Source organism: Actinomyces ruminis, from assembly GCF_002154335.2.
Classification (GTDB): Bacteria; Actinomycetota; Actinomycetes; order Actinomycetales; family Actinomycetaceae; genus Actinomyces; species Actinomyces ruminis.
The window spans coordinates 46814-70911 of the sequence record NZ_MTPX02000075.1; the positions used below are offsets into that span (position 1 = coordinate 46814).

Consider the following 24098-nt stretch of genomic DNA (forward strand, 5'->3'; position numbering starts at 1 on the left):
TCTTCTAAGATTCCTCTGAGTCTTCGGTTTGGTCGGGGGCGGCCGGGGCCGGCGCGGCGGGGCCGGCCTCGCTGCGGGAGGCCAGCAGGGTGGCGACCTGGCGGCGTCGTCCGGTGCCCTCCTCGGCCACCAGGTGGATGCCCTGCACGTCGCCGCTGGCGCCGGGCAGCGGCACCCGGCCGATGGCCTTGGTGAGCAGCCCGCCGGCGGTGTCGACGTCGTCGTCCTCGATCTCCAGGTCGAATAGTTCGCCGAGCGCGTCCAGCCCCAGGCGGACGGGTACGCGGAATATGCCCTCCCCCAGGTCCTCGGCCACCGGCTCGGCGTGGTCGTGCTCGTCGGTGAGTTCGCCGACGACCTCCTCCAGCAGGTCCTCCAGTGTGACCAGGCCGGCAATGCCACCGTACTCATCGACGGCCAGGGCGATGTGGAAGTGTCCCAGCTGCATCTCCCGCAGCAGGTCGTCGGCGAGCTTGGTTTCGGGCACGTAGACGGCCTCGCGCACGAAGGAGACCACCGGCCGCTCCTCGTGCTCGGGGTGTTCGGATAGGCGCCGCAGCACGTCCTTGAGATACAGGATGCCGCGCACGTCGTCGGCGTCCTCCCCGATCACGGGCACGCGCGAGTAGCCGGAGCGGATGAACAGGCGCATGGCGGCGGAGGCGGGCTTGTGCTCGTCTATGGTGACCATGTCGGTGCGAGGCACCATCACCTCACGCACGAGTGTCTGGCCGAGTTCGACCACCGAGCGCATCATCTCGCGGTCCTCGTCCTCGATGGTCTCGGAGTCGCCGATCTCGTCGATCATCTCGCGCAGGTCCTCGGTGACCTCGGCGCGCGCCTCGGCTTCGGTGCGGGTGGAGGTATGGCCGAAGCGGGACCGAAGCCAGCGCCAGGGCGCCCCGAGGGCGTCGACCCGCTCCAGCACGCCGGCCAGCGCCAGGAGGGTGCCTTCGGGGTTGCGGCGTCCCGCCGAGCGGGGGGAGGCACCCACTAGCAGGCCGAGCAGCACCAGGTTCAGGGCGATGGCCACCAGCAGCACCTGCCACCACCGGTCGAAGCGACCGGCCACGCCCAGAGTCACCAGGATCGCGGCCAGCATGTCAACGCCGGCACGCAGGGCGGCGAGGGTGCCGAGCACCTGGTCGCGCCTCGCGGTCAGGACCACGACCCTCTCGGCACCACGGCGTCCGGCCTCCACGAGGTCCTCGGCGGCGGCGCGAGTCATGCGGGTCAGGGCCCCCTCCCCCGCCGACAGCACCATCCCGAAGCCGAGGACGACCACCGCCGCGAGCAGCAGCAGGACGGTGGGCGGGGTGGTCACTTGCCCCGCTCCGCCAGGAAGGTAAGCAGCAGGGTGCGCTGGAGGGCGAACATCTCCTGCTTCTCCTCCGGCTCGACGTGGTCGTAGCCGAGCAGGTGCAGGATGCCGTGGACCGTCAACAGCAGCATCTCCTCCACGGCGCTGTGGCCCGCCTCCAGGGCCTGCTTCGCGGCCACCTGCGGGCACAGCACCACGTCGCCCAGGGTGCCGGGCGGGGTCTCGTTCTCGGCGGTGCCAGGGCGCAGCTCATCCATGGGGAAGCTCATCACGTCCGTGGGCCCCTCCAGATCGAGCCAGCGCACGTGCAACTCGGCCATGGGCTCGGGGTCGATGAACAGGATGTTGAGCTCGGCCAAGGGATTCACGTGCATGGCGGACAACACGTGGTCGGCCAGGGCGGCGAACTCGGCGGCGTCGATGGACGTGGTGGTCTCGTTGATGACCTCGGTGGTCATGGGCGGTTCCTGTCTCGGAATTCGGAGGGGGTACGACGGCGGGCGCCGTCGCGGCGGGTTGCGGGCTCGCCGAGCCGAGTGGCGCGGTCGGCATGCTCGGCGTCGTAACGGGCGTAGGCGTCGACGATCTGGCCGACGAGCCGGTGACGCACCACGTCGGCGGCGGTCAGCTCGCAGAAGCTGATGTCGTCCAGGCCGTCGAGGATGCGGCGCACCACCCGCAGCCCGGAGGGACGGCCGCCCGGCAGGTCGATCTGGGAGACATCCCCGGTGATCACCATCTTCGAGCCGAAGCCCAGGCGGGTCAGGAACATCTTCATCTGCTCGGGGCTGGTGTTCTGGGCCTCGTCCAGGATGATAAAGGCGTCGTTGAGGGTGCGCCCGCGCATGTAGGCCAGCGGGGCGACCTCAATGGTGCCGGCGGCGATCAGCTGCGGCAGGGCCTCGGCGTCGAGCATGTCGTGCAGGGCGTCGTACAGGGGCCGCAGATAGGGGTCGATCTTGTCGGTGAGGGTGCCGGGCAGGAAGCCCAGATTCTCCCCCGCCTCCACGGCCGGGCGGGTGAGGATGATGCGGGAGATCCGCTGACGGGCCAGGCGTCGACGGCCTTGGCCATGGCCAGGTAGGTCTTGCCGGTGCCGGCGGGGCCGATGCCGAAGGTGATGGTGGAGTTCTCTATGGCGTCGGTGTAGGCCTTCTGGCCGAGCGACTTGGGGCGGATGGAGCGCCCGTGGGTGGTCAGGACCTCGTCGGTGAGGACCTCGGCGGGGCGGGCGGAGGCGTCCAGCAGGCTGATGGCCCGGTCGACGGCGTCGGCGGTCAGGGGCGTGCCGGCGCGGGCGACGTCGATCAGTTCGGACAGCAGCACGATCACGACGTCCACGCGGGCGGCGGCGCCGGTGACGGTCACGGTGGTGCCGCGCACGTGGACGTTGACGTCGGGGAAGCCGCGCTCGACGGCGCGCAGTACCTCGTCGCGGGCGCCCAGCAGGGCGACGGGGGCGAGGTCGTCGGGCAGGGTCAGGGTGCGGGTGACGTCGGCCGGGCCGGTGGGGCCGGCGGCGTTGTTGGTCTGGTTGGCGGTCAAGTTGCTGGTATTTGAGGAGGTCATCGCCGCCGTAGCGGCTACTGGTGTGATGGGCGTATTCGTCATCTTGGCGTCCATGCTACCGGCCAGCCGCAGCTACGTGCCGAGGTCGGTAGACGTTACGTGCCCAGGTCGGTACGCTGCCCAACCGCGGCGCTCCAATCGAGCTAGGGTTGTCCCTTTGTTCAGCGGCAGCGAAGCGCGCGATCGGTAAGTGCGAAGCGGGTGGTTGCGCGGCGAGACGAGGCCTCCGCGCGCACGAGTATGTGTGGCGCAGGATATAGCCAATGGCTGAGTTCCTTACTCTCGGAACTGAAGGGCGCGTCGCCATCAACGAGGGCAAGACCCTCGAGCTGAAGCGCGACCTGTTTTCACCCGACGGGCCGCTGCGGGCGATTGTCGCCTTCGCGAACTCGGCGGGTGGGAGGCTCGTCATCGGTGTTGCGGACGATGGCACGGTGGTGGGCGTCGAAGACCCGCTCGCCAAAAAGGAACGCATGGCCAGCCTCATCGATGACCGGATCTCACCCCAGCTGGTCCCGGCGATCGATCTGGTGATCGTCGGCAGACAAGACGGTGCTCGTCGTAGACGTGCCGCTCAGTACCCGTCGGCCTCACCACATCACCAGCCAGGGTGCGGAAGCCGGCGTCTACGTACGCCTCGGTTCCACCACGCGGCAGGCGGACCTGGCGCTGGTGGCCGAACTCGAACGCAACGCCCGCGGTATCGCCTTCGCAGACCTGCCCGAACCACGCGCCACAGTGGAGGACCTCGATTTGCAGGTCCTTTCCGAGCTGCGCGGACGCACCACGTCTGTCGACGACCTTTTGGCACTCGGCCTCGCCGTCAAACAGGGCGAACAGATCGTCCCCACCAGTGCAGGCATTCTCGCCGCCTGCCCCGACCCCACCCGCTTCCTCCCCTCCGCCTGGGTCCAGTGCGGGCGCCTGCGCGGCCCGCACGGCGCCGACATCTTCGAACAGACCGGGATTCACGGACCCACGCCCCTGGCCATCGACCTCGCCGTGGAGTTCCTGCTCAAGCACGCCTATAAGACCGCGGCCTTCGGCTAGGTCCGGCGCCGGAATGTTTACTCGATCCCCATCGAGCCGATCCGCTAGGTGATCGTCAACGCCCTCGTGCACGCCTCCTATGCGGAACGCGGCACGCCCATCCGCATCGGCTTCTACGACGGCCGCATCCAGGTGGATAGTCCGGGACTGCTGCTGCCGAACACGACCATCGACGACATGCGGCGCGTCTCCCGCCCGCGCAACCCCACCCTCGCACGTGTCTTCCGCGAAGCCGGGATCATGGAGCAGTGGGGCACCGGCGTCCAGCGCGTCTTCGAACAGGTGGCCGGGGCCGGCCTGCCCGAGCCCGTGGTCGAAGAGATCCAGGACCGTATGAGGGTCACGATCTACGTGCCCAGCCACGACCCGGCCAAGGTCAGTGAGCAAGCAAGCAAATCGGGCGCGGATGGCGGTCTCCCAAGCGAGCGGGTCGAGTCACCAAGTCGGAGCACCAAGTCACCATGTCGGAGCACCAAGTCACTAAGTCGAGTCACCAAGTCAATCAGACATAGGCCCTTAAGCCTACTCAAATAGGGCTGAGCAACGAGGCGCGCAATGTGCGTCGTCATCTCGACCCTCTGCTCGGCGCCGGGTTGGTCGAACGCACGATCCCGGACAATCCCCAGAGCCGCCTTCAGCGCTACCGGATCACCGACGCCGGCCGCACCTACCTGAGCACCCTCACGGGAGATGCCGAATGAGGCTCTTCCGGCTTGAGGATGTGGTCGGTGGCGCCAGCCACAGCCGACGGCCCACATCGGGGCCGCCGGCGCTTGCGCGCCAAGCTGAGCGACATCAGGCCCGGTCCGATGCTGCACATTGCCCGACGTGGCTGGATCGCCGCAGCGCGTCCGCACACCGGAGCTGTCCGAGCCAACTTGATTGATACCCGTTTTTCCTTGGAAGCACGCGAAAATCGCTTCTCGTCCCAAATCGGGTGGCGCCGCTCCCGTGTGCAACCGACTCCTCATTGCACACAGGAGCACTGTCATGACACCAGGTCCCCAGATCAAATCCGCACAGTATCGCGGTTTCATCCTCGGGGCTCGCTTCTCGAGTGTGCAGACCCACGACAGAAGCGAGGACGACGCCGCCCGGGTAGGCCATTATCGCTACCTCCATCGTCGAGCAGGTACGTGGCAACGCGAACACACTCCCAATCAGGAGAGCCAATAAGCCCGACCGCCCCAGCTACGCCGCCGCCCGCAGCCGCTTCTTACCGCACCCGCCGCGGCACGGTCAGGGCGGCCACGGCGAGGATCGCCACTCCCGCCCCGGCAACGAGTCCCAGGTCGGCGGCGAACGCGGCGGTCGGCGCGGTATTCGCGCTCAGCTCGCCGACGGCTTCGACGGCCCAGCTCATCGGTAGCACATTGCTGCACAGTTCCAGCGCGCGCGGCAGCTGGTCGCGGGCCACCAGCAGCCCGCACAGGAAGATCTGCGGGCCGATGACCACCGGGAAGAACTGCACGGCCTGGAACTCGCTGCGGGCGAAGGCGGAGACGAACAGCCCCAGCGCCACGCCCAGGAAGCCGACCACCAGCGCGGCCAGCACCACCCACCTCCAGGAGGCGGCGATCTCCACACCCAGGCACCAGGTCGCCACCGTGCACAGCACCAGGGACTGCCCCGCCGCCGTGGCGGTGAAGGCGGTGGCGTAGCCGAGCAGCAGGTCGGCGCGGTGCAGCGGCGTGGTCCACAGCCGCTCCAGCGTCCCGAAAGAGCGCTCGCGCAGCATGGCCACACTCGTGACCAAGAACATCACCAGCATCGGCAGGATCGCCATCATGGCCACCGCGATCCGGTTGAACAGCTGCTCGCCGTGCGGATAGTCGTGGTAGACGAAGTACAGCAGGGTCAGCAGCGCGGCGGGGACGATCATGATCAGCCCGAGCGTGCGGCGGTCGGCCACCAGCTGTGCCAGCACACGGCGGACGGTGGCGGCGTAGGTGCGCGCGTTCACCGGCGTTCCTCCCCGCTGTGGTCGCCCACCGGGATTGCGCCCGCCTGTGCGCCGGCCGCCATCCGCTCCGCCCGCCGGACCACATCGAGGAAGGCGGCGTCGAGCGTGTCGGCGCCGGTGCGCGCCAGGAGCTCGGCGGCAGTAGTCGAGGCCAAGAAGCGCCCCTCCCGCATGAGCAGCACCCGGTCACAACGGAAGGCCTCGTCCATGACGTGGCTGGAGATCAGGAGGGTCGCGCCCGCGTCGGCCAGGTTCCGGAACACCTTCCACAGCCCCTTCCGGGTCAGCGGGTCCAGGCCGACGGTCGGCTCGTCAAGCACCAGCAGCTCCGGCCCGGCCACCAGGGCGCAGGCGAGCGAGACTCGGCCGACCTCGCCCCCGGAGTAGGTGCTCACCCGCCGGTCGGCCAGCGCGGTCAGTCCTACCGCGTCCAGCACCTCCTCGAGGTCGCGGGCGCGCGCTCCTGCAAGTGCGGCGAAGTACCGCAGGTTCTGGCGGGCGGTCAGGTCCCGGTATACGGCCGCCGCCTGGGTGACGTAGCCGACCCTCCCGCGTGCTGCGGGCGCGCCCGGCCGCTCCCCCAGGACCCTCGCCTCACCGTCGTAGCGCTGTACCCCGACGAGCACCCGCATCAGCGTGGTCTTGCCGCAGCCCGAGGGGCCGAGCAGGCCGGTGATTGAACCGGGGCCCAGCTCCAGGTCGAGGCCGTGGAGGATCTCGCGGCCGCCACGTGAGACTCGCAGGCCGCGCACGCGGACGGCGGGCCCAGACGTATAGGCGCCGCTGGGAGCGGGTCGGCCAGCCGTCGTACCCCACCCGTTTTTCATCATGTGATGAATATAGAGCGTTCCTCGCCACTGGACAAGGAATAGGGCTCACTCCGCGGGCCGCTCCTGCACCGTGGACTCGTCCACGTCCTCGGCAAAGCCACCACTCGGTTCACCTAGGTCGCCGGTCAGGTAGTGCTGGATCACCGGACCGACGGCGGCGGCGAGTTCATCCGGTTCCGCGGCGGCGACGGCGTCAAGGCGGGCGATCCAGCGCGTCATGCCCAGCCCGACCAGGTGTCCGGCAATCAGCTGAGACCGCAGCCGGACCCGATCGGGCGCCACACGCTCGACCAGCGGAGTCACCAGGGCACCGACCACGAGGTCCCGGATGCGGGCGATCACACCCTCGTTGGTAAGCGCAGCGCGCACCACTGCGGCGAAACGGTCCGCCCCCATGCGGTCCCACTGGGTCACGAACAGGCGCACCAGTGCGGTTCCCTGCCGGGATGCGGGCAGGTGGCGCACTTCGTCCAGTACCGCAGGATCCATGGCGGGCCCGTCCGGCCCGTCATAGACGGCCTCCACGAACAGGCGCGAGCGCTCCGGGAAGTAGTGGTGCACTAGGGCGGGGTCGACGCCGGCCGCGCGGGCGATACCGCGCAGCGAGGCGTTATAGCCGTCGCGGGCGAAGGCGGCGCGGGCGGCACCCAGAATTGCCTGCCGGGCATCCGGACTTCCGGCCCGTCTACGACCCCGCGTGCTCATCTCGCCCCTCCTGCACCACTGTTGATGAGTCGAAGGATACGTTCGGGCTCCTCCTACCGCCGGATTTCAAGAGACCGCTGCCACCGCCGACCCGGCGTCGGTTTCCAAAAGTGTCCATCCGCCGCCACTTTCACATGTCGGCGCAGCAGGCTCTTCGGCAAGAACGGCTCCAGAACAGGGAAAACTGTGAATCGTGTTGTGGACAGTAGCGTAAAAGTGGCGGCGGATGGACACACTTGCACGGGAAACGCCCATCCCAGAGTCACAAACCGACTGCCCCGCCACGTCGCACACGAGCTTGCCGGCCTGGTGGCCCTGGGCGAGCCGGGCGTAGGCGGCGGGCACCGCGCCAAGCGGCACTACCTCGGCCACGCGGGTGTCGAGCCGGCCGGTGGCAGCCAGTTCCAGCAGCTCGGCGAGCATGGCGGCCAGGTCCGCACGGTCACGGGCGGTGCCGGCGGAGTAGGCGGCGCCCAGGGAGACCTCGTGGATCGAGGGCGAGATCGTGAATCCCGGGACGGCCGACAGATCGGGACGCCCGCCGATGAAGGCCAGACCGCCGTTGAAGGCGAGCGCACCCAGATTCGCGGTGGCCGAGGCCGAGTCGAGGGTGTCGAGCACCGCGTCCACGCCGCGTCCCTCGGGAGTCAGCGCGCGAGCGGCCGCGGCGACGGCGTCGGGACCGCCGGCGGCGCGGTAGTCGATGACCTCGTCGGCACCGAGGGCGCGGACTGCCTGCACCTTGGCGGGCGAGGCGGTGGAGAGCACGCGGGCACCGAGGTGGTGGGCGATCTGCACGGCGTAGCCACCCACTCCCCCGGCTCCGGCGGTGATGAGAATGGTCTGCCCGGCGGCCAGGCGCAGGCGGCGGGTGAGGGCGTGGTAGGCGGTCATGCCCGCGCAGGGAAGGGCGGCGGCGTCAGTGGTTGGGACCGCGTCCGGCACGTGTGCCAGGCGAGTGCGTCGACGACGACGTACTGGGCCAGGCCGCCGGGACGCCGCAGGTCGTGGTGCAGGGCGACGCGATCACCGACGGCGAGGTCGGGGCGCAGCGCGGGGGCGCCGTCCTCGGCAGGGGCGGCGACGCCGGGGCCGAGGGCGTCGACGACTCCGGCCACATCGAGGCCGAGGATGTGCGGCCGGGCCCAGGCCGGGTTGCCGCCGCGAGCGACCTTCCAGTCCACGGGGTTTAGTCCGCACGCCTCCACGCGCAGCCGGACCTGGCCGGGACCGGGCTCGGGGACGGGCAGCCGCCCCAGGCGCATGGCTGCGGCGAGCTCGTCGGGCCCGGCCGGACGGTCGAGCAGTAGGGCGGTCATGGTCTCGGGCATGGTCTTATCCTGAATGTTCGGCGGCAAGCAAGGCCAATGTGCGGGCCGTCGGGCGCGCCCGCCCCGCCGCCTGCACGGTACGCCAACATCGTATCGCCGCGCCCGTAGCCCGCTCCCGGCGCAGGACGTCGATGCACCCGAATTCATGTCAGTGGAGCATGCGACCTTACAGGCATGAATCCTTCGCAAATCAGCAAAACAGGCGCACGACGGCATGCGCAGTACGCTGCAGCCTTAACCACCCTCATCCGTCAACGTAAGGTTGACGGATGAGGGTCACTCGGTCGGTCCTCAAACACGGTGTCTCAGCCGATGACGTCGTCCACGCCTGGGAGAACGCGCTGCGACTGGCGGAGTACGAGTATGACGGGGAGGAACGATTACTCGTGATTGGTCCCGCAATGGATTCGAGTCTGCTCGAGTTGGTCGCTGTTTCCTCAGCCGCACCGGCTCGCATAATCCATGCAGACCGTCTACGGCCGAAGTTCTACGACTTTCTGAAGTAATTCCCATGCAGCGAACAACTACGACCAGTTCTCCGGATGCCGGCCTACAGTCTCTCGACCCGGCTGGCACGCCATCACGCGACGCCACGCACTTCCGGCGCATTATCGCCGCGAAAAAACACGCTATCGATGCGGAACAGGAGCTGGCTCGCGCCGTCGCCGACGCTCGTGCCGCCGGTGAGTCATGGACAGTAATAGGCGCCGCCCTAGGCGTCTCGAAGCAGGCCGCGCACAAGCGCTTCGGCCACTCGTCCCCCCGCTAGCGACCCCTCTCACCCCCACAGGCCGGCGCGCTGGGCGAGGACCGCGAGCGCGACCGGCCCGGCCGACGCCGTGCGCAGCACATGCGGCCCCAGGCGCACCATGGTCGCCCCGGCGTCCTCCAGCGCCCCCACCTCCGCGTCGCTGATTCCGCCCTCGGGCCCGACGACGACTGCGAGCACCGGAGGCTCGCCCGCATGCCCCTGCGGGTCGTCCCCGGCCGCGCCAACCGGTTCCGACGACGCAACGTCCACTCGTGCTGCCTCCGGCAACACCACCTCACTGATCGGCCGGGTTGCCTCCTCATGCAGGATCAACACCATCCCACCAGCAGCGCGCACCCGGCGCGTCCAGTCGACCAGTTCGGCGGTGGTGTGCAGCTCCGCGATCTCGGGCACGCGGGCTCGACGCGCCTGCTTGGCGGCCTCCCGCGCGGCGGCCTGCCAACGCTGACGCCCACGGGCGGCCTTCACGCCGCGCCACACCGCCACGCAGCGCTCGGCCCACCAGGGCACCACCAGTTCCGCACCCACCTCGGTGGCGGTCTCTATCGCCTGTTCATCCCGTCCGCCCTTGGCCAGAGCCTGCACCAGCACCAGCGTCAGCCCCGCGTCGGGCTCCTGGACCCGCTCCACCACCTGTACGCCCAGGCGTTCCCGCCGTCCACCGTCGGCGGCCGTGTCGGTCACCTCACACAGCAGGCGCAGGCCTCGTCCATCCACCAGGTCAACACGTTCCCCCGGACGCAGGCGCCGCACGGAAACCGCATGATGCGCCTCCGGACCGGTCAGCGTGAGTCGAGCCCCCGACGTGGCGGTGGCAGCCGCCCCGGCGGGTTCGAGTGTTTCGGGTGTGATGAGGAAGACGGGCGCAGTCACCCTTACAGGGTACGGTTCCCGGCCCATTGGTGCCGCGGTGCTAGCGTCACGGAACATGACCGATCCATCGTCCCTCCCGTCCCCCCGGCCGCCCGCCCCAGGATCCGAACCGGCCGTGCAGGCATCAGCCGCCCCCACCGCCACCACCGTGGAAGACTTCCGCCGCAACCTGGCCGCCGTGCGTGCCCGCATTGACGCCGCCGCCCACGCCGCCGACCGGAACCCCGCCGAGATTCGGCTGCTGCCGGTGTCCAAGACGGTGCCCGAGGAGCGGCTGCGGGCCGCCCACGCCGCCGGCATCACCCAGATGGGTGAGAACAAGGTGCAGGAGGCCAAGCGCAAGGCCACCAACCTGGCCGACCTGGGCATCCACTGGGCGCTGATCGGGCACCTGCAGACCAATAAGGCCAAGGATGTGGCGGCCTTCGCGGACGAGTTCCAGGCGCTGGACTCCCTGCGCCTGGCCGAGGCCCTGGACCGGCGACTGCAGGCGGCTGGTCGCGGCCTGGACGTGTACGTGCAGGTCAACTCCTCCGGGGAGGCCTCCAAATTCGGCCTGGAGCCGGACGCCGTGGCGGACTTTCTGGCGGCTTTGCCGGTCTACTCCTCCTTGCGGGTGCGCGGTCTGATGACACTGGCCGCCCACACCGACGATGCCGAACGCGTCCGCGAGTGCTTCCGCATCATGCGCACCCTGCGCGACGCCGGACTGCAGGCCGGCACCGTCGGCGACGGGCAGCTGTCCATGGGTATGAGTGGCGACTTCGAGCTGGCCATCGCCGGCGGCTCCACCTGCGTGCGGGTGGGACAGGCGATCTTCGGAGCACGCCCCACCCCAGATTCACTGTACTGGCCCACGAACGGCGCCTGACAGCCCGCTGCGGGCCCTGCCCGGACACGACCGGCTGCGCGGCGCGTCCGTGAGCGGCACCTCAGCGACCGGAGAACTTCTCCTTGAGCTTGCCCATGACGGACTCGTCCTTGGGCGGTGCGTAGCCGTCCTCCCCGCGCAGGGAGGCCAACTCCGCCAGCAGTCCGCGCTGCCGCTCGTCCAGGCGGGTGGGGGTCTCCACCACGATCTGCACGCGCAGGTCACCACGGCCGGGGCGACGCAGCCGCCCCACGCCCAGGCCCGACAGGACGATCTCGTCCCCACCCTGGGTGCCGGCGCGCACAGAGACATTGCGTTCGCCGTCGAAGGTCTCCAGCGGAAGGTGGCTCCTAGGGCGGCGGCGGTCATGGGCACGCGCAGCTCGGTGTACAGGTCGTCGCCCTCGCGGGTGAAGGAGTCATGCTCGTTCTCGTGGATCTCCACGTACAGGTCGCCGTTGGGTCCTCCGGCGGGGCCGGCTTCACCGCGCCCACCCATGCGAATGCGAGTACCGGTCGACACCCCGGCGGGGATGTTGATGTCGATCGGGGTACGCACGTGCTTGCGGCCCTCACCGTCGCAGTCCTTACAGGGCGAGGCAATGACGGTGCCGTACCCCTGGCAGCGTGGGCAGGGCGTGGACGTGACCACGTTGCCGAGCAGGGAGCGCTGCATGCGCTGGACGGAGCCCTGCCCGTTGCACTCCGCGCAGGTCACCGGGGAGGTGCCGGGGCTGCAGCAGGAGCCGTGACAGGTCTCGCAGACGACGTAGGTGTCCATGGTCACGGTCTTGGTGGTCCCGAAGACGACCTCGGCCAGGTCCACGTCCAAGGCCAGTAGTGAGTCCTGGCCGCGGCGGGTGCGGGAGGCCGGGCCGCGGGTGGCGGCGCCGCCGAAGAAGGCCTGCTGGAACAGGTCGGAGAAACTGCCGAAGTCTCCGGTGAAGCCGCCGCCGAAGCCGTTGTTGCCGTGCAGGGCGTCCTCGCCGCCCAGGTCATACATCTTGCGCTTCTCGGAGTCCGAGAGCACCTCGTAGGCGGTGGAGACCTTCTTGAACTCGTCCTCGTGCCCCGGGCCGGCGACGTCGGGGTGCAACTGGCGGGCCTTCTTGCGATAGGCCTTCTTGATCTCCTCGGCGGTGGCCTGGCGGGTGACGCCCAGGACGTCGTAGTAGTCGCTCACGCTTGCTGGTGTTCCTTCGTGGTGGAGTGGTGTCGAATTCTCGGCGGGACGGTTCAGTTCGGCATGCTGCTCCCCGCCCCGGTCAGGAACCGGGACAGATAGCGGGCGACGGCGCGTACGGCCGCCATGGTGGCCGGGTAGTCCATGCGGGTGGGGCCGATAACGCCCAGGTGGGCGACGGCGTCGCCGGGACCGTAGGCGGCGGAGACGACGGAGGCCTCGGCCAGGGCGTCCTCGTGGGTCTCCGAGCCGATGCGCACGGTGGTCCCCGTGTCGTCGACGTCGTCGCGGTGGGCGGCGTCCTCGGAGGTGAACAGGCGCAGCAGCACCACTTGTTCCTCAACCGCGTCCAGGAGTGTGCCGATGGCGGTGAAGTCCAGTGAGCGGGCGAGGTTGGCGGTGCCGGCGACGACGATGCGTTCCTCGGCGTCGGGCCGTAGGGCAGCGACCAGTTCGTCGGTGACGGCGGCCAGGACGGTGCGCTCATCTGCAGGCGCCTGCTCGGCCAGGGCGGCGAGCACCGGGACCACCTCGGCAGCGCGGTGCCCGACCAGGGCGGTGTTCAGCCGCAGGCGCAGTCGCTCCAAGACGGCCGGGTCCACCAGTCCGTTCGGGCCGTGGCCGGACAGGCTCACCGTGCGCTGCTCGACGCGACCGGTGTCGGTGATGATAACCATCAGCAGGCGGGTAGGCCCCAGCGCTACCAGTTCCAGGTGACGCAGGGTGGTGCGGCGCAGGCTGGGGTACTCGACGACGGCCAGCTGACCGGTCAGTTGGGCCAGTACGCGCACGGTGCGGGCGACCACCTGCTCCAGGTCGACGGCCCCGGACAGCAGGGCGTTGATGGCGGCCCGCTCGGGGGCGGACAGGGGCTTGATGCGGGCGACCTCGTCGACGAAGCGGCGGTAGCCTTCTCGGTTGGGACGCGGCCGGCACTGGTGTGAGGCTGGTGGATGTAGCCCTCGTCCTCCAAAGTGGCCATATCGTTGCGGATGGTGGCGGGAGAAACACCCAGCCGGTAGCGCTCCACCAGGGCGCGCGAGCCGACCGGCTCGCGGGTGCGCACGTAGTCGGTGACGATGGCGGACAACACCTTCAGCCGGCGATCGTCCGACATGGGGTTCTCCTTCCTCGTCCGCGGTGGGCGTGCGGGGTGCCGCAGCGCCCGCTGGCTAATGCGCCGTCGGGTTGGCCGGCACCGTTAGCACTCCCGGGTCGCGAGTGCCATCCTACGCCGCGCCGCGGCGCGTAATCAGGGCCGAGGGCGTGACCTTCCCCTACCGTGCCCTGAGTGAACACGCCCCCGCCCCGCCGTTCCGGCTCCCAACCCACCTCCGGCACCCGTAGCGGCGTCGTGCCCGGGGCGACGGCGGCACGCCGTCGGGCCCTGCGCGAGCAGGCGGCCCGCCAGCAGGCCGCCGCGCGTCGTCAAGCCGATCCGGAGGGAAAGGTCGGGGCCGCCGCGTCCCCCGGACGGTCCGCGACGGGCCGTGGCGGCCGGAAGGCTGGCCCCACTCCCCCGCCCGCGCGCCCTTCGGTGAGCAACCGTTATGGCGGAGATGTGCTGGCGGTCGATCCGCACCGGGTGGGTCCGACGGCGGTGCGACCAGAGTCCGTACACGTGGCGGTTACCCGCGGCATGGTCTTGGAAGACCGCCAAACCGGGTTCGTGGGGGCGGCGGTGGCCGTGGAGAAGTCGGGCGGCAAGCATCTGGTGGTGCTGGAGGACAGACGGGGCGTGCGCCGCGCCTTCCCACTGGGACCGGGCTTCTGGCTGGAGGGTCGGCCCGTGATCGTGGAGGCGCCGGCCCCGCGCAAGCGTCCTCCCGCCGGGCCGGTCAGCGCCGGCGGGCGCAGGCTCACCGCCTCGGGCTCCTACGTCGTCGAGGGCGAGCGGGCCCGGGTGGCGCGGGCTTCGCGCATCTGGGTCGAGGGCAAGCACGACGCCGAGCTGGTGGAGAAGGTGTGGGGCGACGACCTGCGTCATGAGGGCGTGGTCGTGCTCATGCTCGATGGGGTCGACAACCTCGAGGAGGTTATGGCCGAGTTCGGCCCTTCGCCCGAGCGGCGGGCGGGCGTGCTCGTGGATCATCTGGTGCCCGGCTCGAAGGAGTCGCGCATCGCCGAGCACGTGCGGGCCATGCCCGGCGGCGAGAACGTACTGATCCTGGGACACCCGTATGTGGACGTATGGCAGGCGGTTAGGCCCGAGCGCGTGGGTCTGCAGGCCTGGCCGCAGGTTCCCCGCGGCACGGACATTAAGCACGGCACGCTGGAGGCACTGGGGTGGCCGCACGCCAACCAGGCTGACATCGCCCGCGGCTGGCAGCGGATCCTGACGACGGTGCGCTCCTACAAGGATCTGGAGCCGAGTCTGTTGGGGCGCATGGAAGAGCTGATCGACTTCGTTACCGCCCCCGGCACCCGCTGAAGGCGCCTGTGCGCGAGTAGGTAGAGCTTACGTACCGAAGTCGGTAGAGGTTCCCAGGCCGATCCGCCAGGGCAACGCAGCGCGGGTGCGGGCACCTTCCTGGCCGCAGCGCGTTTCTCCCCGGGTTCGGCCGGACCGGCCACGCGCTGCGGCTGTCTATCCCACATAGTCGACGGCGCCGGCACGGCGCTCTCACAAGCGGTTCACAGCACGGTCTTCAGTTGTCGCACAGGCAGGAACGGTTGCATCCTGTCCGTCACCCTGACGCCTACTGGAAGGAATCCGACGATGATGCTCTCGCGACGCACACTCATGGGAGCGGTGCCGGTGGCGACACTGCTCGGGGCCGCGGGCCTGGCCGCCTGCTCCGACGACTCGGGAAACTCCGCCAGCGGCTCGACCGCCGCCACACCGGCAGCGACCACCGACGCCTCTCTCACGCTTGACTCCGCCGCCTGGAACTATGACGCCGACGGTGACGTGTACTACCAGCTGGGCCTGTCCTACGTGGCCTCCCCACAGGACACCAGCTACGAGACCCTGGGCGTCTTCGTGCCCGGCGCCTACCTGTCCGCCACCGACAACGGCGACGGTACCTTCACCGCCGAAGTCGCCTCCGACGGCGCGGTCGGCGGCTGGACGGCGGCGACGGCGCCGATCGTGCTGCCGGTCAACACCCCCGGCTACGCGGCCCAGCAGCCGCCCAGCGAGTACTCCTATGACACGGTCTCAGCCTACATGGAGGCCGGCTTCATCTACGTGCAGGCGGGACTGCGCGGCAAGGACTCCACCACCGACGCGGCCCCCGGTAACGCACCCTGGGGCGTGACAGACCTGAAGGCGGCGGTGCGCTACCTGCGCTACAACTCCGCCGCCCTGCCCGGCGACCCGGAACAGATGTACGTGTTCGGCCACTCCGGCGGCGGCGCCCAGTCCGCCGTGATGGGGGCCTCCGGTGACTCCGCCCTGTACACCCCCTACCTGGAGGCGCTCGGCGCGGCCACCACCGACACCGACGGCGCTGCCCTATCCGATGCGATCGCCGGCGCCATGTGCTGGTGCCCGATCACCAGCCTGGACGCCGCCAATGCCGCCTACGAGTGGAACATGGGCCAGTTCGCCACCACCGACACCCGCGCGGAGGGCACCTGGACGCAGGCCTACTCCCAGGATCTGGCTGCCGCCTACGCCGGCTACCTCAACGGCCTGGGGCTGGTAGACGCCGATGGCAACACCCTGACGCTGGAGGAGTCCGAGGGCGGGCAGTACCTGGCCGGCTCCTACTACGACCATATGGTCGCGGTGGTCGAGCAGTCCCTGAACGACTTCCTGGCCAACACCGAGTTCCCTTATACGCCCAACAGCACCGAGATGGCCGGCATGGAGTCCCAGGGTGGCTCCGGCGCACCCGAGGGCGGTGCCGGCAGCCCCGACGGGGCGGATGGCGACGCCTCTGCGCTCCCCTCCGGGTCCCCTGGAGACGGCGAGGCCCCCGACGGCGCCCCGACGGACGGCGCGAGCGGCGGTCCTGGGGGCGCCACCTCCGGTGCGGGCGGCCCCGGGGATGGTTCCTCGACGGATTCATCCGAGTCGGTCACCTATGAGACCGTGGAGGACTACATCGCCGCCTTGAACGAGGACGTTGCCTGGGTCTCCTACGACTCCTCGACCAACACGGCCACGGTCACCGGGCTGGAGGGCTTCGTCACCAGTCAGAAGACGGCGACCAAGGACGTGGGCGCACTCGACGGCGTCGACCGCGGCCAGACCGAGAACACGGTCCTGGGGGTTGGAGACACCACGCTACACTTCTCCGAGCTCTCCCGCGACGTTATCTCCGCCAATCAGGACACCTATGCCTCGCTGACCAACTGGTCCGACGACTACGGCGCGGACGGTTACGACTCCGACTTCGCACAGACCGACGCGCAGGGGATGGACGTGCTCACCCGCGAGCACATGTACAACCCCATGTACTTCCTGTCCAGCGCCTATGAGGGTGCCGGCACCTCCACGGTGGCGCCCAACTGGCGCATCCGCACCGGCATCACCCAGGGCGACACCGCCAGCACGGTGGAGGTGAACCTGGCGCTGGCGCTGCAGGCGGCCGGCCAGTCGGTGGACTTCGGGACGATCTGGGGTCAGGGGCACACCATGGCCGAGTTGACCGGCACCGGCGAGGAGAACTTCATTTCCTGGGTAGCCGAGCGGGCCGCCTCCTGACGCAGCAGTGGTGCGGGCCCGGGCACCAGAGGGTGCCCGGGCCCGCACGTCGTCGGCAGGGTGGCGTCGTCAGGCGTCGGCCAGTGCCAGGCGGCGGCTGGAGCGCAGCAGCCGAGCGTTGTTGGCCAACAGCGCGATCACGATGATCACGCCAACCAGCTTCGCCCACAGCGAGCCGGCGATGAACAGCAGGACCATGGCCACCAGGATCGGCCCGAGATACATGTAGGCGCGAACGATATAGCCGCCGAAGGACGGCATCTCCACGTCGCGCGCCTCGGCGACGGACTTGACCATGAAGTTCGGTCCGTTACCGATGTAGGTCAGCGCCCCGCACAGCACGGAGCCGAGCGAGATGGAGCGCAGGTACAACTCGGGCACGCCGGCAATCGTGGCCCCGCCGGGGTGAGCCACCTGGCCTGCCATCTCGAAGAAGGTCGCGTAGGTGGGGGCGTTGTCCAGCATGGAGGACAGCCCGCCGGTGAATACGAAGAAGGTGATCTCGTTCAGCGGCAGGCTGCCGGCGATCTCGTCCAGGTAGCGCAGTGCCGGGATCATGGTCAGGAAGATGCCGACGAACAGGGCGGCGACCTCGGCGATCGGTCCCCACTCGAACTGGTTGTCCTCAAAACGGGCGCGCTTGTCACCCAGCTTGTAGGAGGCTCCTGCGGCGGCGAGCATGATGATCTCCCGCACGGGGATCCAGTCCATTACGGTGGCGTGCCCCGCCTCGATGGCCTCGGCGTCGATGGAGGGGGCGAAGGCGACGGCGGCGATGATGACTACGAACCAGATCAGGTTGGAGGCACCGCGCAGTCCGAGGGGCTCGATCTCGGTCTTGTCCGCGAGGATGTCGGCCGCGGGCTCCTGCGAGTAGTACCAGGTGTCCAGGGCGAAGTAGCTGGCGAGCAGCATGGCGTTGACGAACAGCCACTCGACTGCCAGGTTGAAGGTCCAGGTGAAGGGCACGCCGCGCAGGAAGCCGAGGAAAAGCGGCGGGTCACCGAGCGGAGTCAGCAGACCACCGCAGTTGGCCACCATGAAGATCGTGAACAGCACGGTGTGTACGCGGTACTCGCGCTCGCGGTTGGTGTTCAGCAGCGGACGGATCAGCAGCATGGCGGCGCCGGTGGTGCCGACGAAACTCGCCAGCAGCGCGCCGATCGCCAGGAAGATCGTGTTGTTGCGCGGGGTGGCCTGAATGTCACCTTTCAGGAAGATGCCGCCCGAGACGACGAACAGCGCCAGCAGCAGCGAAATGAACTGTATGTACTCCACCACGGCGCCGAATACCGGCTCCCAGCCCAGGGCCAGCCACATCCAAACCGCGACGGGGAGCCCCAGGACCAGGGCGACCGTGAGCTGGCTGGAGTTCTTCTCCCACCAGTGAGAGGTCGCCGGTACCAGTGGGAACACCGCGATCGAGGCGAGCATGACGACGAAGGGCAGTATGGACCACCACTGCAACTGCACGTGAGACTCCTAAGTTCGGGGCCGGTATGCGGGCCGCCCCATCAAAGATGCGACGACGCTAACGCCACCCTATGACGAGATCCATCCCGCATCGCGAGACATCGGCGCGTCCCGGGCACAAGGTGACCGGAAGCACGCCGATGTTCTGGCCCCGCGGGCGCCAACGACGCGACGCAGGTCAACCCTGGCTCGGGTAGCGAGCCACGTCCCGCCCCTGGACGCGCACGTAGGCGTAGGTGGTCATCAGCGCGACTAGCGGGCCGGTGATGATCCAGCCGATCACGGTGATCGCGCCGGCGACGTACAGCAGGAAGCCGATCAGCGCGAAGGGCAACAGCAGGCCGACATTATCCGACAACAGGCGCATGGAGTAGCGCATGGCGGCAGTCACCCCCAGGTTGCGCTCGACGGCGGCGTACGCAACGAAGCTGAACAGATAGCCCAGGATAATGCCGGGGATGATCAGGAAGATGGTGCCGATCAGGATGGCCAAGCGCGACAGGAGGATGGCAAGGAAGGCCTGTAAGAAATTCGGAAAGGTGAAGACGTCGCGGAAACTCGCCTTGCGGCCGGAGGACGTCAGGATCCCCACGTGCGCCAAGGCGATGGGGCCGATCAGTATGGCGGCCAAGGAGATGATGTTGCCGCCGGGGATTCCCAGGCCGTAGCTGTGCTCGACGCCATTGACCGTGTAGCTCGCCTCCACGCCAATACCGGTGAGCACCGTCCAAAGGCCGAACCCGACCAGCAGGACCACGGGGTTGTCGGTGATGCGGGACCAGGCCCATGACAGCCCGTCGCCGACCGTGATGGCGGGCTGGGCCGGAGACGGGTAACCGTAGGGCTGGGAGGCTCCATAACCGTTGCCCTGGCCGGTGTTTCCGTAGTTCCCGTAACCGTTGTTCTGGGGTGCTCCATAACCGGGCATGCCTGTGCTCATGACTCCAGGATGCCAAATCGACACCTTGCGTGTCCCGCCGAAACACTGTGGAGACCGCCACGCCGGTGGAGCGGTGAGGGGGCAGACCGAACAGGAACGACCACATGGGCACGACACGCGGTTGCAGGTTCCGATCCAACGAGGTGACCACGAACTCCGAGTTGCTGGGATGCTCGTCTCAGGGGCAACTGGCCTTCAGCCTCATACCGATCACCGTTCCCCCGACCCTCGACGGTATTCGCACCTGGGTGTTCCTGTACAACTTCGACTCTCAAACCGGCGTGCTGAACATGGAGGTGTCGCTGCCGTCAGCCTTCGCGGAGAGGTTCATCACCGCTTGGCAGCAACGGATTCTTCTTCCGTCGGTCGGCACCTTCGAGAGCGCGGGCACAGATCTGTCCGACGTCCTCCCGCCCGCGACAGTCAACTTCGAAATCAAAGACGTCGGCTGATGTCGATTGCTGCCGACCGCGTACGCCTGGCACGCGAACTCGGCCACCTGCTCCTGCACGGGGCGACCCGAACAGGCGAAGCAACTGACAGGGGCGCTAAAGGAGGAGACGAACCGATTCGCCGGCGAGTTGCTGCTGCGTCGCGACTCGGTGCGCGCATCCACGGGCCTCGCTCCATCACTCGGTTTGCTCTTGCGTCTCAAGGAACGCTTTGGGCTCTCGGTGATGGCGACCGCGCGAGCACTCGCACACCTGGCCGACCAGCTCCGCCGCGAGCAGGTTTCGGCCGCACGCTGGGCCGTATTCATCGGCCAGCGTCCAGGAGACCTCTCCGCCTTCGCCTTCGGCCAGCTCCTGGTACCCGCCGACGGCGGTGGCGCATCGGCCGACGGAACCGTCGAGAGACCAACGCTTCGGCTGGTGCAGGAAGAGATGATCCAGTAGCGATCGGCTACTGGATCATCTCTTCGGCTCGTCCCACATCCCCAGGCATGCGGCAATACATTCGCGGATGACGGCTAGTACCTCGCAACATGCACTCACCACACTTTTGTGTTGACGACCACACCCGGCATGTCTAAGCTAACGCCCGTGTCGGCGTGTTCCGCGAACGGATCGATCACACCCTGAATCGGACACCAAGTGAGATTCATGAGGAGCAACAATGCGTACCGGGCTGACGCGTGCCATCGCCATCGCGGTCCTTGGCATGATCCTTGCGGCCGGAAACACTACCGCAAGCGTCGCCACCGAAATCAACAGCACCGCGGCAGCAACCATAATCACTACTGCGCATCGCACAGCGTCCCCCACGAGCGGGGTTGCACCGGCAGTTGCTAATCTCATCATGCCCGCAGCAGCTACGAGCCGCCTCGTCGGAGGCGGAACATGGAACTAACTCTAAAGACACCTCACTGCGCTGCAACGTCTACTGGGATACTTACTGACAAGCAGACAAACGGCCGGAGCGAGCGGCAGTCAACTGACCATCCACCGCATCGACCGTCCGATTACTCCTAACCACGCAAGGTAGCACCTGGACGAGAACCATGCGAACGTCCTTATACGCCATCCTGGCCCTCATCATGGTCTTGATACCAACATCAACCACAGTCGACTACACACGCAATCAGGAGCAGCAACACCTGCACGCGGCCGAACGAATAGGAACAACGTTCGAATGGCCGACGGCAGTCGATGTCGCGGAACCCGAGGAGGCACTTGAAACGCTCTCAACAGCAGCCACCGAGTCGGGAGTCAACGCCTGAGAACGTCAATCGATTCCGCCGGGCGCGATCGCAGGCATATCCACTACTACATTTACTTGGGCACCCAAGACACGCAACTATTCCACATCATCAAGCTGAGCCACGGCACCTGGCCCTCCGCATCCGGCCTGCGGCACGGACAGACCGCCACTACCACAGAACCGACCATGCCCGGAGTGGTGGGCGTGCCGAATGTCGTAGCGAGGCGATACGATCTCAGCATCGAGCCTCTCGAGGCCGCCTATAACAGGCTGCCCGCCGAGGGCACTTACACCGTCGAGGCGCCTACGCGAGACGCTCGAGACCATTTTCTTCAACTCGTTGCCGGAGCACTCACAGACCTGAGCGGAGAGGAGTACACACCCACCGACTTGAACCCGCTGGATCCGTCCGAGATCAACAACGGCCAGTCACGAACGACCGCATCCAGGTTCTTCTTGTACGCGCCCTACCTATTGACACTGATCGCCGCAACGCTGATCCCCGCCACGGTAACACGGTCAGGCAGGCGACTCGGAGTACTATCATTGCACGGCTACCCCGATAATCGCATTTGGTACACCACTACCGGCAGACCCACGCTAATAATGCTGGGGGCGGGTCTCACCGCCACCGTTGTTCTCGCGTTAACAGTTCCCGAGATGAATGGAGTCCTGGTTCGCACCCTGTTCCTGCGATACATGTCCGCATCCGCCGCCGTACTACTGACCACCTATGGCGTCGGCATGGCGGCGATAAGGAGGTTCAAGGTGTCCGACCTCGTAAAAGGCCGCCTCTAAGTCACCGTCGCAACTCACATCCAGTAACGACTATCAGCAAATCAGTAGAGAGAACCGATGTCAGCCCATTCGACCCCGCTGTTTCTGTCGTTGACCGTAAAGACACTGGCAACCACGATGCTGATAATCATCATCTCGCAGGCGTCCGCATCAATTCTTGATTCGCGGGATGAGCGACAGCACCTGTCCGAATGGGGAGACACGGACGATTACGGAGTACTCTTCCCCTATTATGTGGGCGCTGACGAGCAGGAAATCGATTCCGGCGGCTACGCAACCGAAGTGACCGTCGCGAGTGAACTGTACCCCATGCTGGACCAGGCCGGAGCGTTGTACATCGAATCGTTTAGCTACGAACCGAATTACTCTCCGCCCGACGATCCGATAATGCAGTCGCTGACCGTGAACCTAAACTACTTGGCCCGCTACCCAGTATATGCGGAAGACGGACAACCACTAGAGATCGACCCCTCCGAGGACTCCTGGATCGTCGCCGCCCCCTCAACTCTCAAAAGCCAGGAGGAGCACATTCTTCAGACGTACTACGTGTCTCGCAACGGGACCCCTGAAGTAGAAGGCGTCATTCAGGCCGATGAGCACATGGGCCTGCCCGTGCCCGAGGATCTACACGAACAGGACGTCACCATTATTTGGACCGCACCCGGACAGGACGTATTCACATTCAACTCCAAGATCTCCCCCGAATCTGGGAACACGGTACGGGATCCCATCATCGAGATCATGACGCCTTCCAACAGCCTCGTCGGTGACAGGCTGAACTCGATTACCGGCGATCCCGACACCGCTCTCAAGATCTTCACCGACGGGGATCCGGAGTCCGCATACGAGGGACTCCTCCCTACCCTGCAGGAGCTCGGCCTTGACGATAATTTCAAGCACCTGGTCACCACGAGCGACGCCCAGCGCTTCGAGCTCGCGCTCGATGAGCGCGAGCTGTTCTGGAACACCGCGACTGCGGGTTCTTCGCTGTTCGCGCTGGTGGTTGTGCTCGGTGCCTCCGCGACCGTCATCTACTTCAACTCGCAGTACCGCGTGATCGCCGTGCTTCGATTGCATGGGGCATCATTGATGCGGACGTACTCCGGCTTGCTCCGCATACTAGGAGGCACCTGGCTGCTCGCACTCCTATTCACGATCGCCCTGGGCTCGCTCAGCTCCCTGGGCCTTCCACTACCCTACCTCAGCCCTTTGCAATACACCCTTGACGCGCTCGGCGCTCAGGGGCTTCTGCTGGTGGCGGCCGTGTTGTGCGCCGCCGCGGCGGTTGAAGCCGCGATCGGATTCCTCACTGCGCTGGTCACCGAGCGCATAAGCCTGACCAGACGATTGAAGGAGCTCTGAGATGTCCTCCGTAACAAGCACTCAGACCACGCCGAGCGGGGTGCAGAGCAGCGTGGCCGTTGATGTTCGTAACCTCTGCAAGCCTACGGCAAGCACCGGGTCCTGAACGACGTCTCGTTCACCATCGGCGGCGGGCAGATGTTCGCCATCACCGGCCCCTCGGGCTCGGGCAAGTCGACACTGCTCAACATCCTCGGTTTGCTGGAATCACCCGGGAGCTGTGACGTTCTCCTGAATGGCTCCCCTTCACCGCGTCCCCGCACCCGCGCCGCCAACCGTTTCATCCGCTATCAACTCGGCTACTTGTTTCAGAACTACGCGTTGATCGATCATGAGTCAGTCGAGAGCAATCTACGCATCGCCCTCACCTACGCCGACACCGAGGGCCGGGCCAAGGCCGATCTCATATCCGAGGCTCTGGCCGCAGTGGGCCTTCCTGGCTTCGAATCGCGCAAGGTTTATACCCTTTCCGGAGGCGAGCAGCAGCGCACCGCCATCGCGCGACTGCTGCTCAAGCCCTGCAACATCATCCTGGCAGACGAACCCACCGGCTCCTTGGACAGCGCAAACCGGGACGCGGTACTCGATCTATTGAAGGAACTGCGGGATCGAGGGAAGACGATCGTCGTGGCCAGCCACGACGAAGCCGTAATCGCCGCCTGCTCCGACACCGTTGATCTCCAGCCCTAGGCGCCGTCCGACA

General features: G+C 67.5%; 22 protein-coding genes and 4 pseudogenes. 13 read left to right on the top strand and 13 right to left on the bottom strand.

All coding sequences use genetic code 11. From position 1 onward, the window contains the following. Positions 1-4 precede the first annotated feature (4 nt). The 3 genes and pseudogenes from BW737_RS13695 to BW737_RS13705 all read right to left on the bottom strand — a co-directional run bounded on the left by BW737_RS13695 (position 5) and on the right by BW737_RS13705 (position 2944). Positions 5-1324: a hemolysin family protein gene (locus BW737_RS13695; RefSeq protein ID WP_086614418.1), complete on the bottom strand. Its 1320-nt coding sequence runs from the start codon at positions 1322-1324 to the stop codon at positions 5-7. Next, a complete protein-coding gene (ybeY, locus tag BW737_RS13700; protein ID WP_086614419.1) occupies positions 1321-1779 on the bottom strand; it encodes an rRNA maturation RNase YbeY in 459 nt (152 codons plus the stop codon). Before ybeY ends, BW737_RS13695 begins: the two co-directional genes overlap by 4 nt. Then, positions 1776-2944: pseudogene (locus BW737_RS13705) on the bottom strand (PhoH family protein). Before BW737_RS13705 ends, ybeY begins: the two are co-directional and overlap by 4 nt. 209 nt (positions 2945-3153) lie before the next feature. On the opposite strand from BW737_RS13705, the pseudogene BW737_RS18915 reads away from it, so the two are divergent. The 4 genes and pseudogenes from BW737_RS18915 to BW737_RS18930 all read left to right on the top strand — a co-directional run. After that, positions 3154-3369, top strand: a pseudogene (locus BW737_RS18915) (AlbA family DNA-binding domain-containing protein); the annotation flags it as partial. Positions 3370-3457: 88 nt separating this feature from the next. After that, positions 3458-3940, top strand: coding sequence for a hypothetical protein (locus tag BW737_RS18920; protein ID WP_257210888.1), 483 nt, complete (start codon positions 3458-3460; stop codon positions 3938-3940). A 48-nt stretch (positions 3941-3988) separates the two neighbouring features. Continuing rightward, a complete protein-coding gene (locus tag BW737_RS18925; RefSeq protein WP_257210863.1) occupies positions 3989-4474 on the top strand; it encodes an ATP-binding protein in 486 nt (161 codons plus the stop codon). A 23-nt stretch (positions 4475-4497) separates the two neighbouring features. Further along, positions 4498-4641, top strand: a complete 144-nt coding sequence (locus tag BW737_RS18930) for a Fic family protein (protein WP_257210864.1) — start codon at positions 4498-4500, stop codon at positions 4639-4641. A 515-nt stretch (positions 4642-5156) separates the two neighbouring features. Here BW737_RS18930 and BW737_RS13715 read toward each other — a convergent pair. The 5 genes from BW737_RS13715 to BW737_RS13735 all read right to left on the bottom strand — a co-directional run bounded on the left by BW737_RS13715 (position 5157) and on the right by BW737_RS13735 (position 8769). Next, on the bottom strand, positions 5157-5903 hold the full coding sequence (locus BW737_RS13715) for an ABC transporter permease (RefSeq protein ID WP_086614420.1): 747 nt from the start codon (positions 5901-5903) through the stop codon (positions 5157-5159). Further along, positions 5900-6733, bottom strand: coding sequence for an ABC transporter ATP-binding protein (locus BW737_RS13720; RefSeq protein WP_180272229.1), 834 nt, complete (start codon positions 6731-6733; stop codon positions 5900-5902). The genes BW737_RS13715 and BW737_RS13720 overlap by 4 nt, the downstream gene beginning before the upstream one ends. Before the next feature lie 45 nt (positions 6734-6778). Next, positions 6779-7438 carry a TetR/AcrR family transcriptional regulator gene (locus BW737_RS13725; protein WP_086614421.1) on the bottom strand — a complete coding sequence of 220 codons (660 nt, stop codon included), beginning with the start codon at positions 7436-7438 and terminating at the stop codon, positions 6779-6781. A 66-nt stretch (positions 7439-7504) separates the two neighbouring features. Then, the gene (locus BW737_RS13730) at positions 7505-8383 is read right to left on the bottom strand and encodes a zinc-binding dehydrogenase (protein ID WP_086614422.1); all 879 of its coding nucleotides are present in this window, start codon (positions 8381-8383) and stop codon (positions 7505-7507) included. Further along, positions 8329-8769, bottom strand: a complete 441-nt coding sequence (locus BW737_RS13735) for an alcohol dehydrogenase catalytic domain-containing protein (protein WP_180272230.1) — start codon at positions 8767-8769, stop codon at positions 8329-8331. The genes BW737_RS13730 and BW737_RS13735 overlap by 55 nt, the downstream gene beginning before the upstream one ends. Positions 8770-9280: 511 nt before the next feature. Between BW737_RS13735 and BW737_RS13745 the strand changes: the two genes are divergently transcribed. Then, positions 9281-9538, top strand: a complete 258-nt coding sequence (locus BW737_RS13745) for a hypothetical protein (RefSeq protein WP_086614425.1) — start codon at positions 9281-9283, stop codon at positions 9536-9538. A 9-nt stretch (positions 9539-9547) separates the two neighbouring features. Here the strand turns inward: BW737_RS13745 and BW737_RS13750 are convergent, their stop codons facing one another. Beyond that, complete coding sequence (locus tag BW737_RS13750) at positions 9548-10414, bottom strand: 16S rRNA (uracil(1498)-N(3))-methyltransferase (protein WP_086614426.1); 867 nt, start codon at positions 10412-10414, stop codon at positions 9548-9550. Between the two features lie 148 nt (positions 10415-10562). Between BW737_RS13750 and BW737_RS13755 the strand changes: the two genes are divergently transcribed. Next, the gene (locus tag BW737_RS13755; protein WP_420835762.1) at positions 10563-11285 is read left to right on the top strand and encodes a YggS family pyridoxal phosphate-dependent enzyme; all 723 of its coding nucleotides are present in this window, start codon (positions 10563-10565) and stop codon (positions 11283-11285) included. 61 nt (positions 11286-11346) lie between these two features. On the opposite strand, the pseudogene dnaJ reads toward BW737_RS13755, so the two are convergent. Both dnaJ and hrcA read right to left on the bottom strand, forming a co-directional pair. Beyond that, a pseudogene (gene dnaJ, locus BW737_RS13760) lies at positions 11347-12467 on the bottom strand (molecular chaperone DnaJ). Positions 12468-12520: 53 nt separating this feature from the next. Further along, positions 12521-13584 (bottom strand): annotated as a pseudogene (hrcA, locus tag BW737_RS13765) (heat-inducible transcriptional repressor HrcA). Positions 13585-13758: 174 nt separating this feature from the next. Between hrcA and BW737_RS13770 the strand changes: the two are divergent. Together BW737_RS13770 and BW737_RS13775 are read left to right on the top strand one after the other, a co-directional pair. Next, positions 13759-14898 carry a DUF3097 domain-containing protein gene (locus BW737_RS13770; RefSeq protein ID WP_420835759.1) on the top strand — a complete coding sequence of 380 codons (1140 nt, stop codon included), beginning with the start codon at positions 13759-13761 and terminating at the stop codon, positions 14896-14898. Between the two features lie 288 nt (positions 14899-15186). Next, complete coding sequence (locus tag BW737_RS13775) at positions 15187-17121, top strand: subtype A tannase (protein WP_086614429.1); 1935 nt, start codon at positions 15187-15189, stop codon at positions 17119-17121. A gap of 69 nt (positions 17122-17190) precedes the next feature. Here BW737_RS13775 and BW737_RS13780 read toward each other — a convergent pair whose 3' ends face one another. Both BW737_RS13780 and BW737_RS13785 read right to left on the bottom strand, forming a co-directional pair. Next, the gene (locus tag BW737_RS13780; RefSeq protein ID WP_086614430.1) at positions 17191-18594 is read right to left on the bottom strand and encodes a sodium:proton antiporter; all 1404 of its coding nucleotides are present in this window, start codon (positions 18592-18594) and stop codon (positions 17191-17193) included. A 178-nt stretch (positions 18595-18772) separates the two neighbouring features. After that, positions 18773-19534: a hypothetical protein gene (locus tag BW737_RS13785; RefSeq protein ID WP_143233397.1), complete on the bottom strand. Its 762-nt coding sequence runs from the start codon at positions 19532-19534 to the stop codon at positions 18773-18775. A gap of 143 nt (positions 19535-19677) precedes the next feature. On the opposite strand from BW737_RS13785, the gene BW737_RS13790 reads away from it, so the two are divergent. From BW737_RS13790 to BW737_RS13810, 5 genes are all read left to right on the top strand, one after another. Then, positions 19678-19986, top strand: coding sequence for a hypothetical protein (locus tag BW737_RS13790; protein WP_143233398.1), 309 nt, complete (start codon positions 19678-19680; stop codon positions 19984-19986). A gap of 129 nt (positions 19987-20115) precedes the next feature. Continuing rightward, a complete protein-coding gene (locus BW737_RS13795; RefSeq protein WP_143233399.1) occupies positions 20116-20430 on the top strand; it encodes a hypothetical protein in 315 nt (104 codons plus the stop codon). 880 nt (positions 20431-21310) lie between these two features. After that, positions 21311-22033 (top strand): hypothetical protein, encoded by a 723-nt coding sequence (locus tag BW737_RS13800; protein ID WP_099330392.1) that lies wholly within the window; start codon positions 21311-21313, stop codon positions 22031-22033. Positions 22034-22150: 117 nt separating this feature from the next. Continuing rightward, on the top strand, positions 22151-23395 hold the full coding sequence (locus tag BW737_RS13805) for a hypothetical protein (RefSeq protein WP_086614435.1): 1245 nt from the start codon (positions 22151-22153) through the stop codon (positions 23393-23395). Positions 23396-23497: 102 nt separating this feature from the next. After that, positions 23498-24085, top strand: a complete 588-nt coding sequence (locus BW737_RS13810; protein WP_257210886.1) for an ATP-binding cassette domain-containing protein — start codon at positions 23498-23500, stop codon at positions 24083-24085. Positions 24086-24098 lie beyond the last annotated feature (13 nt).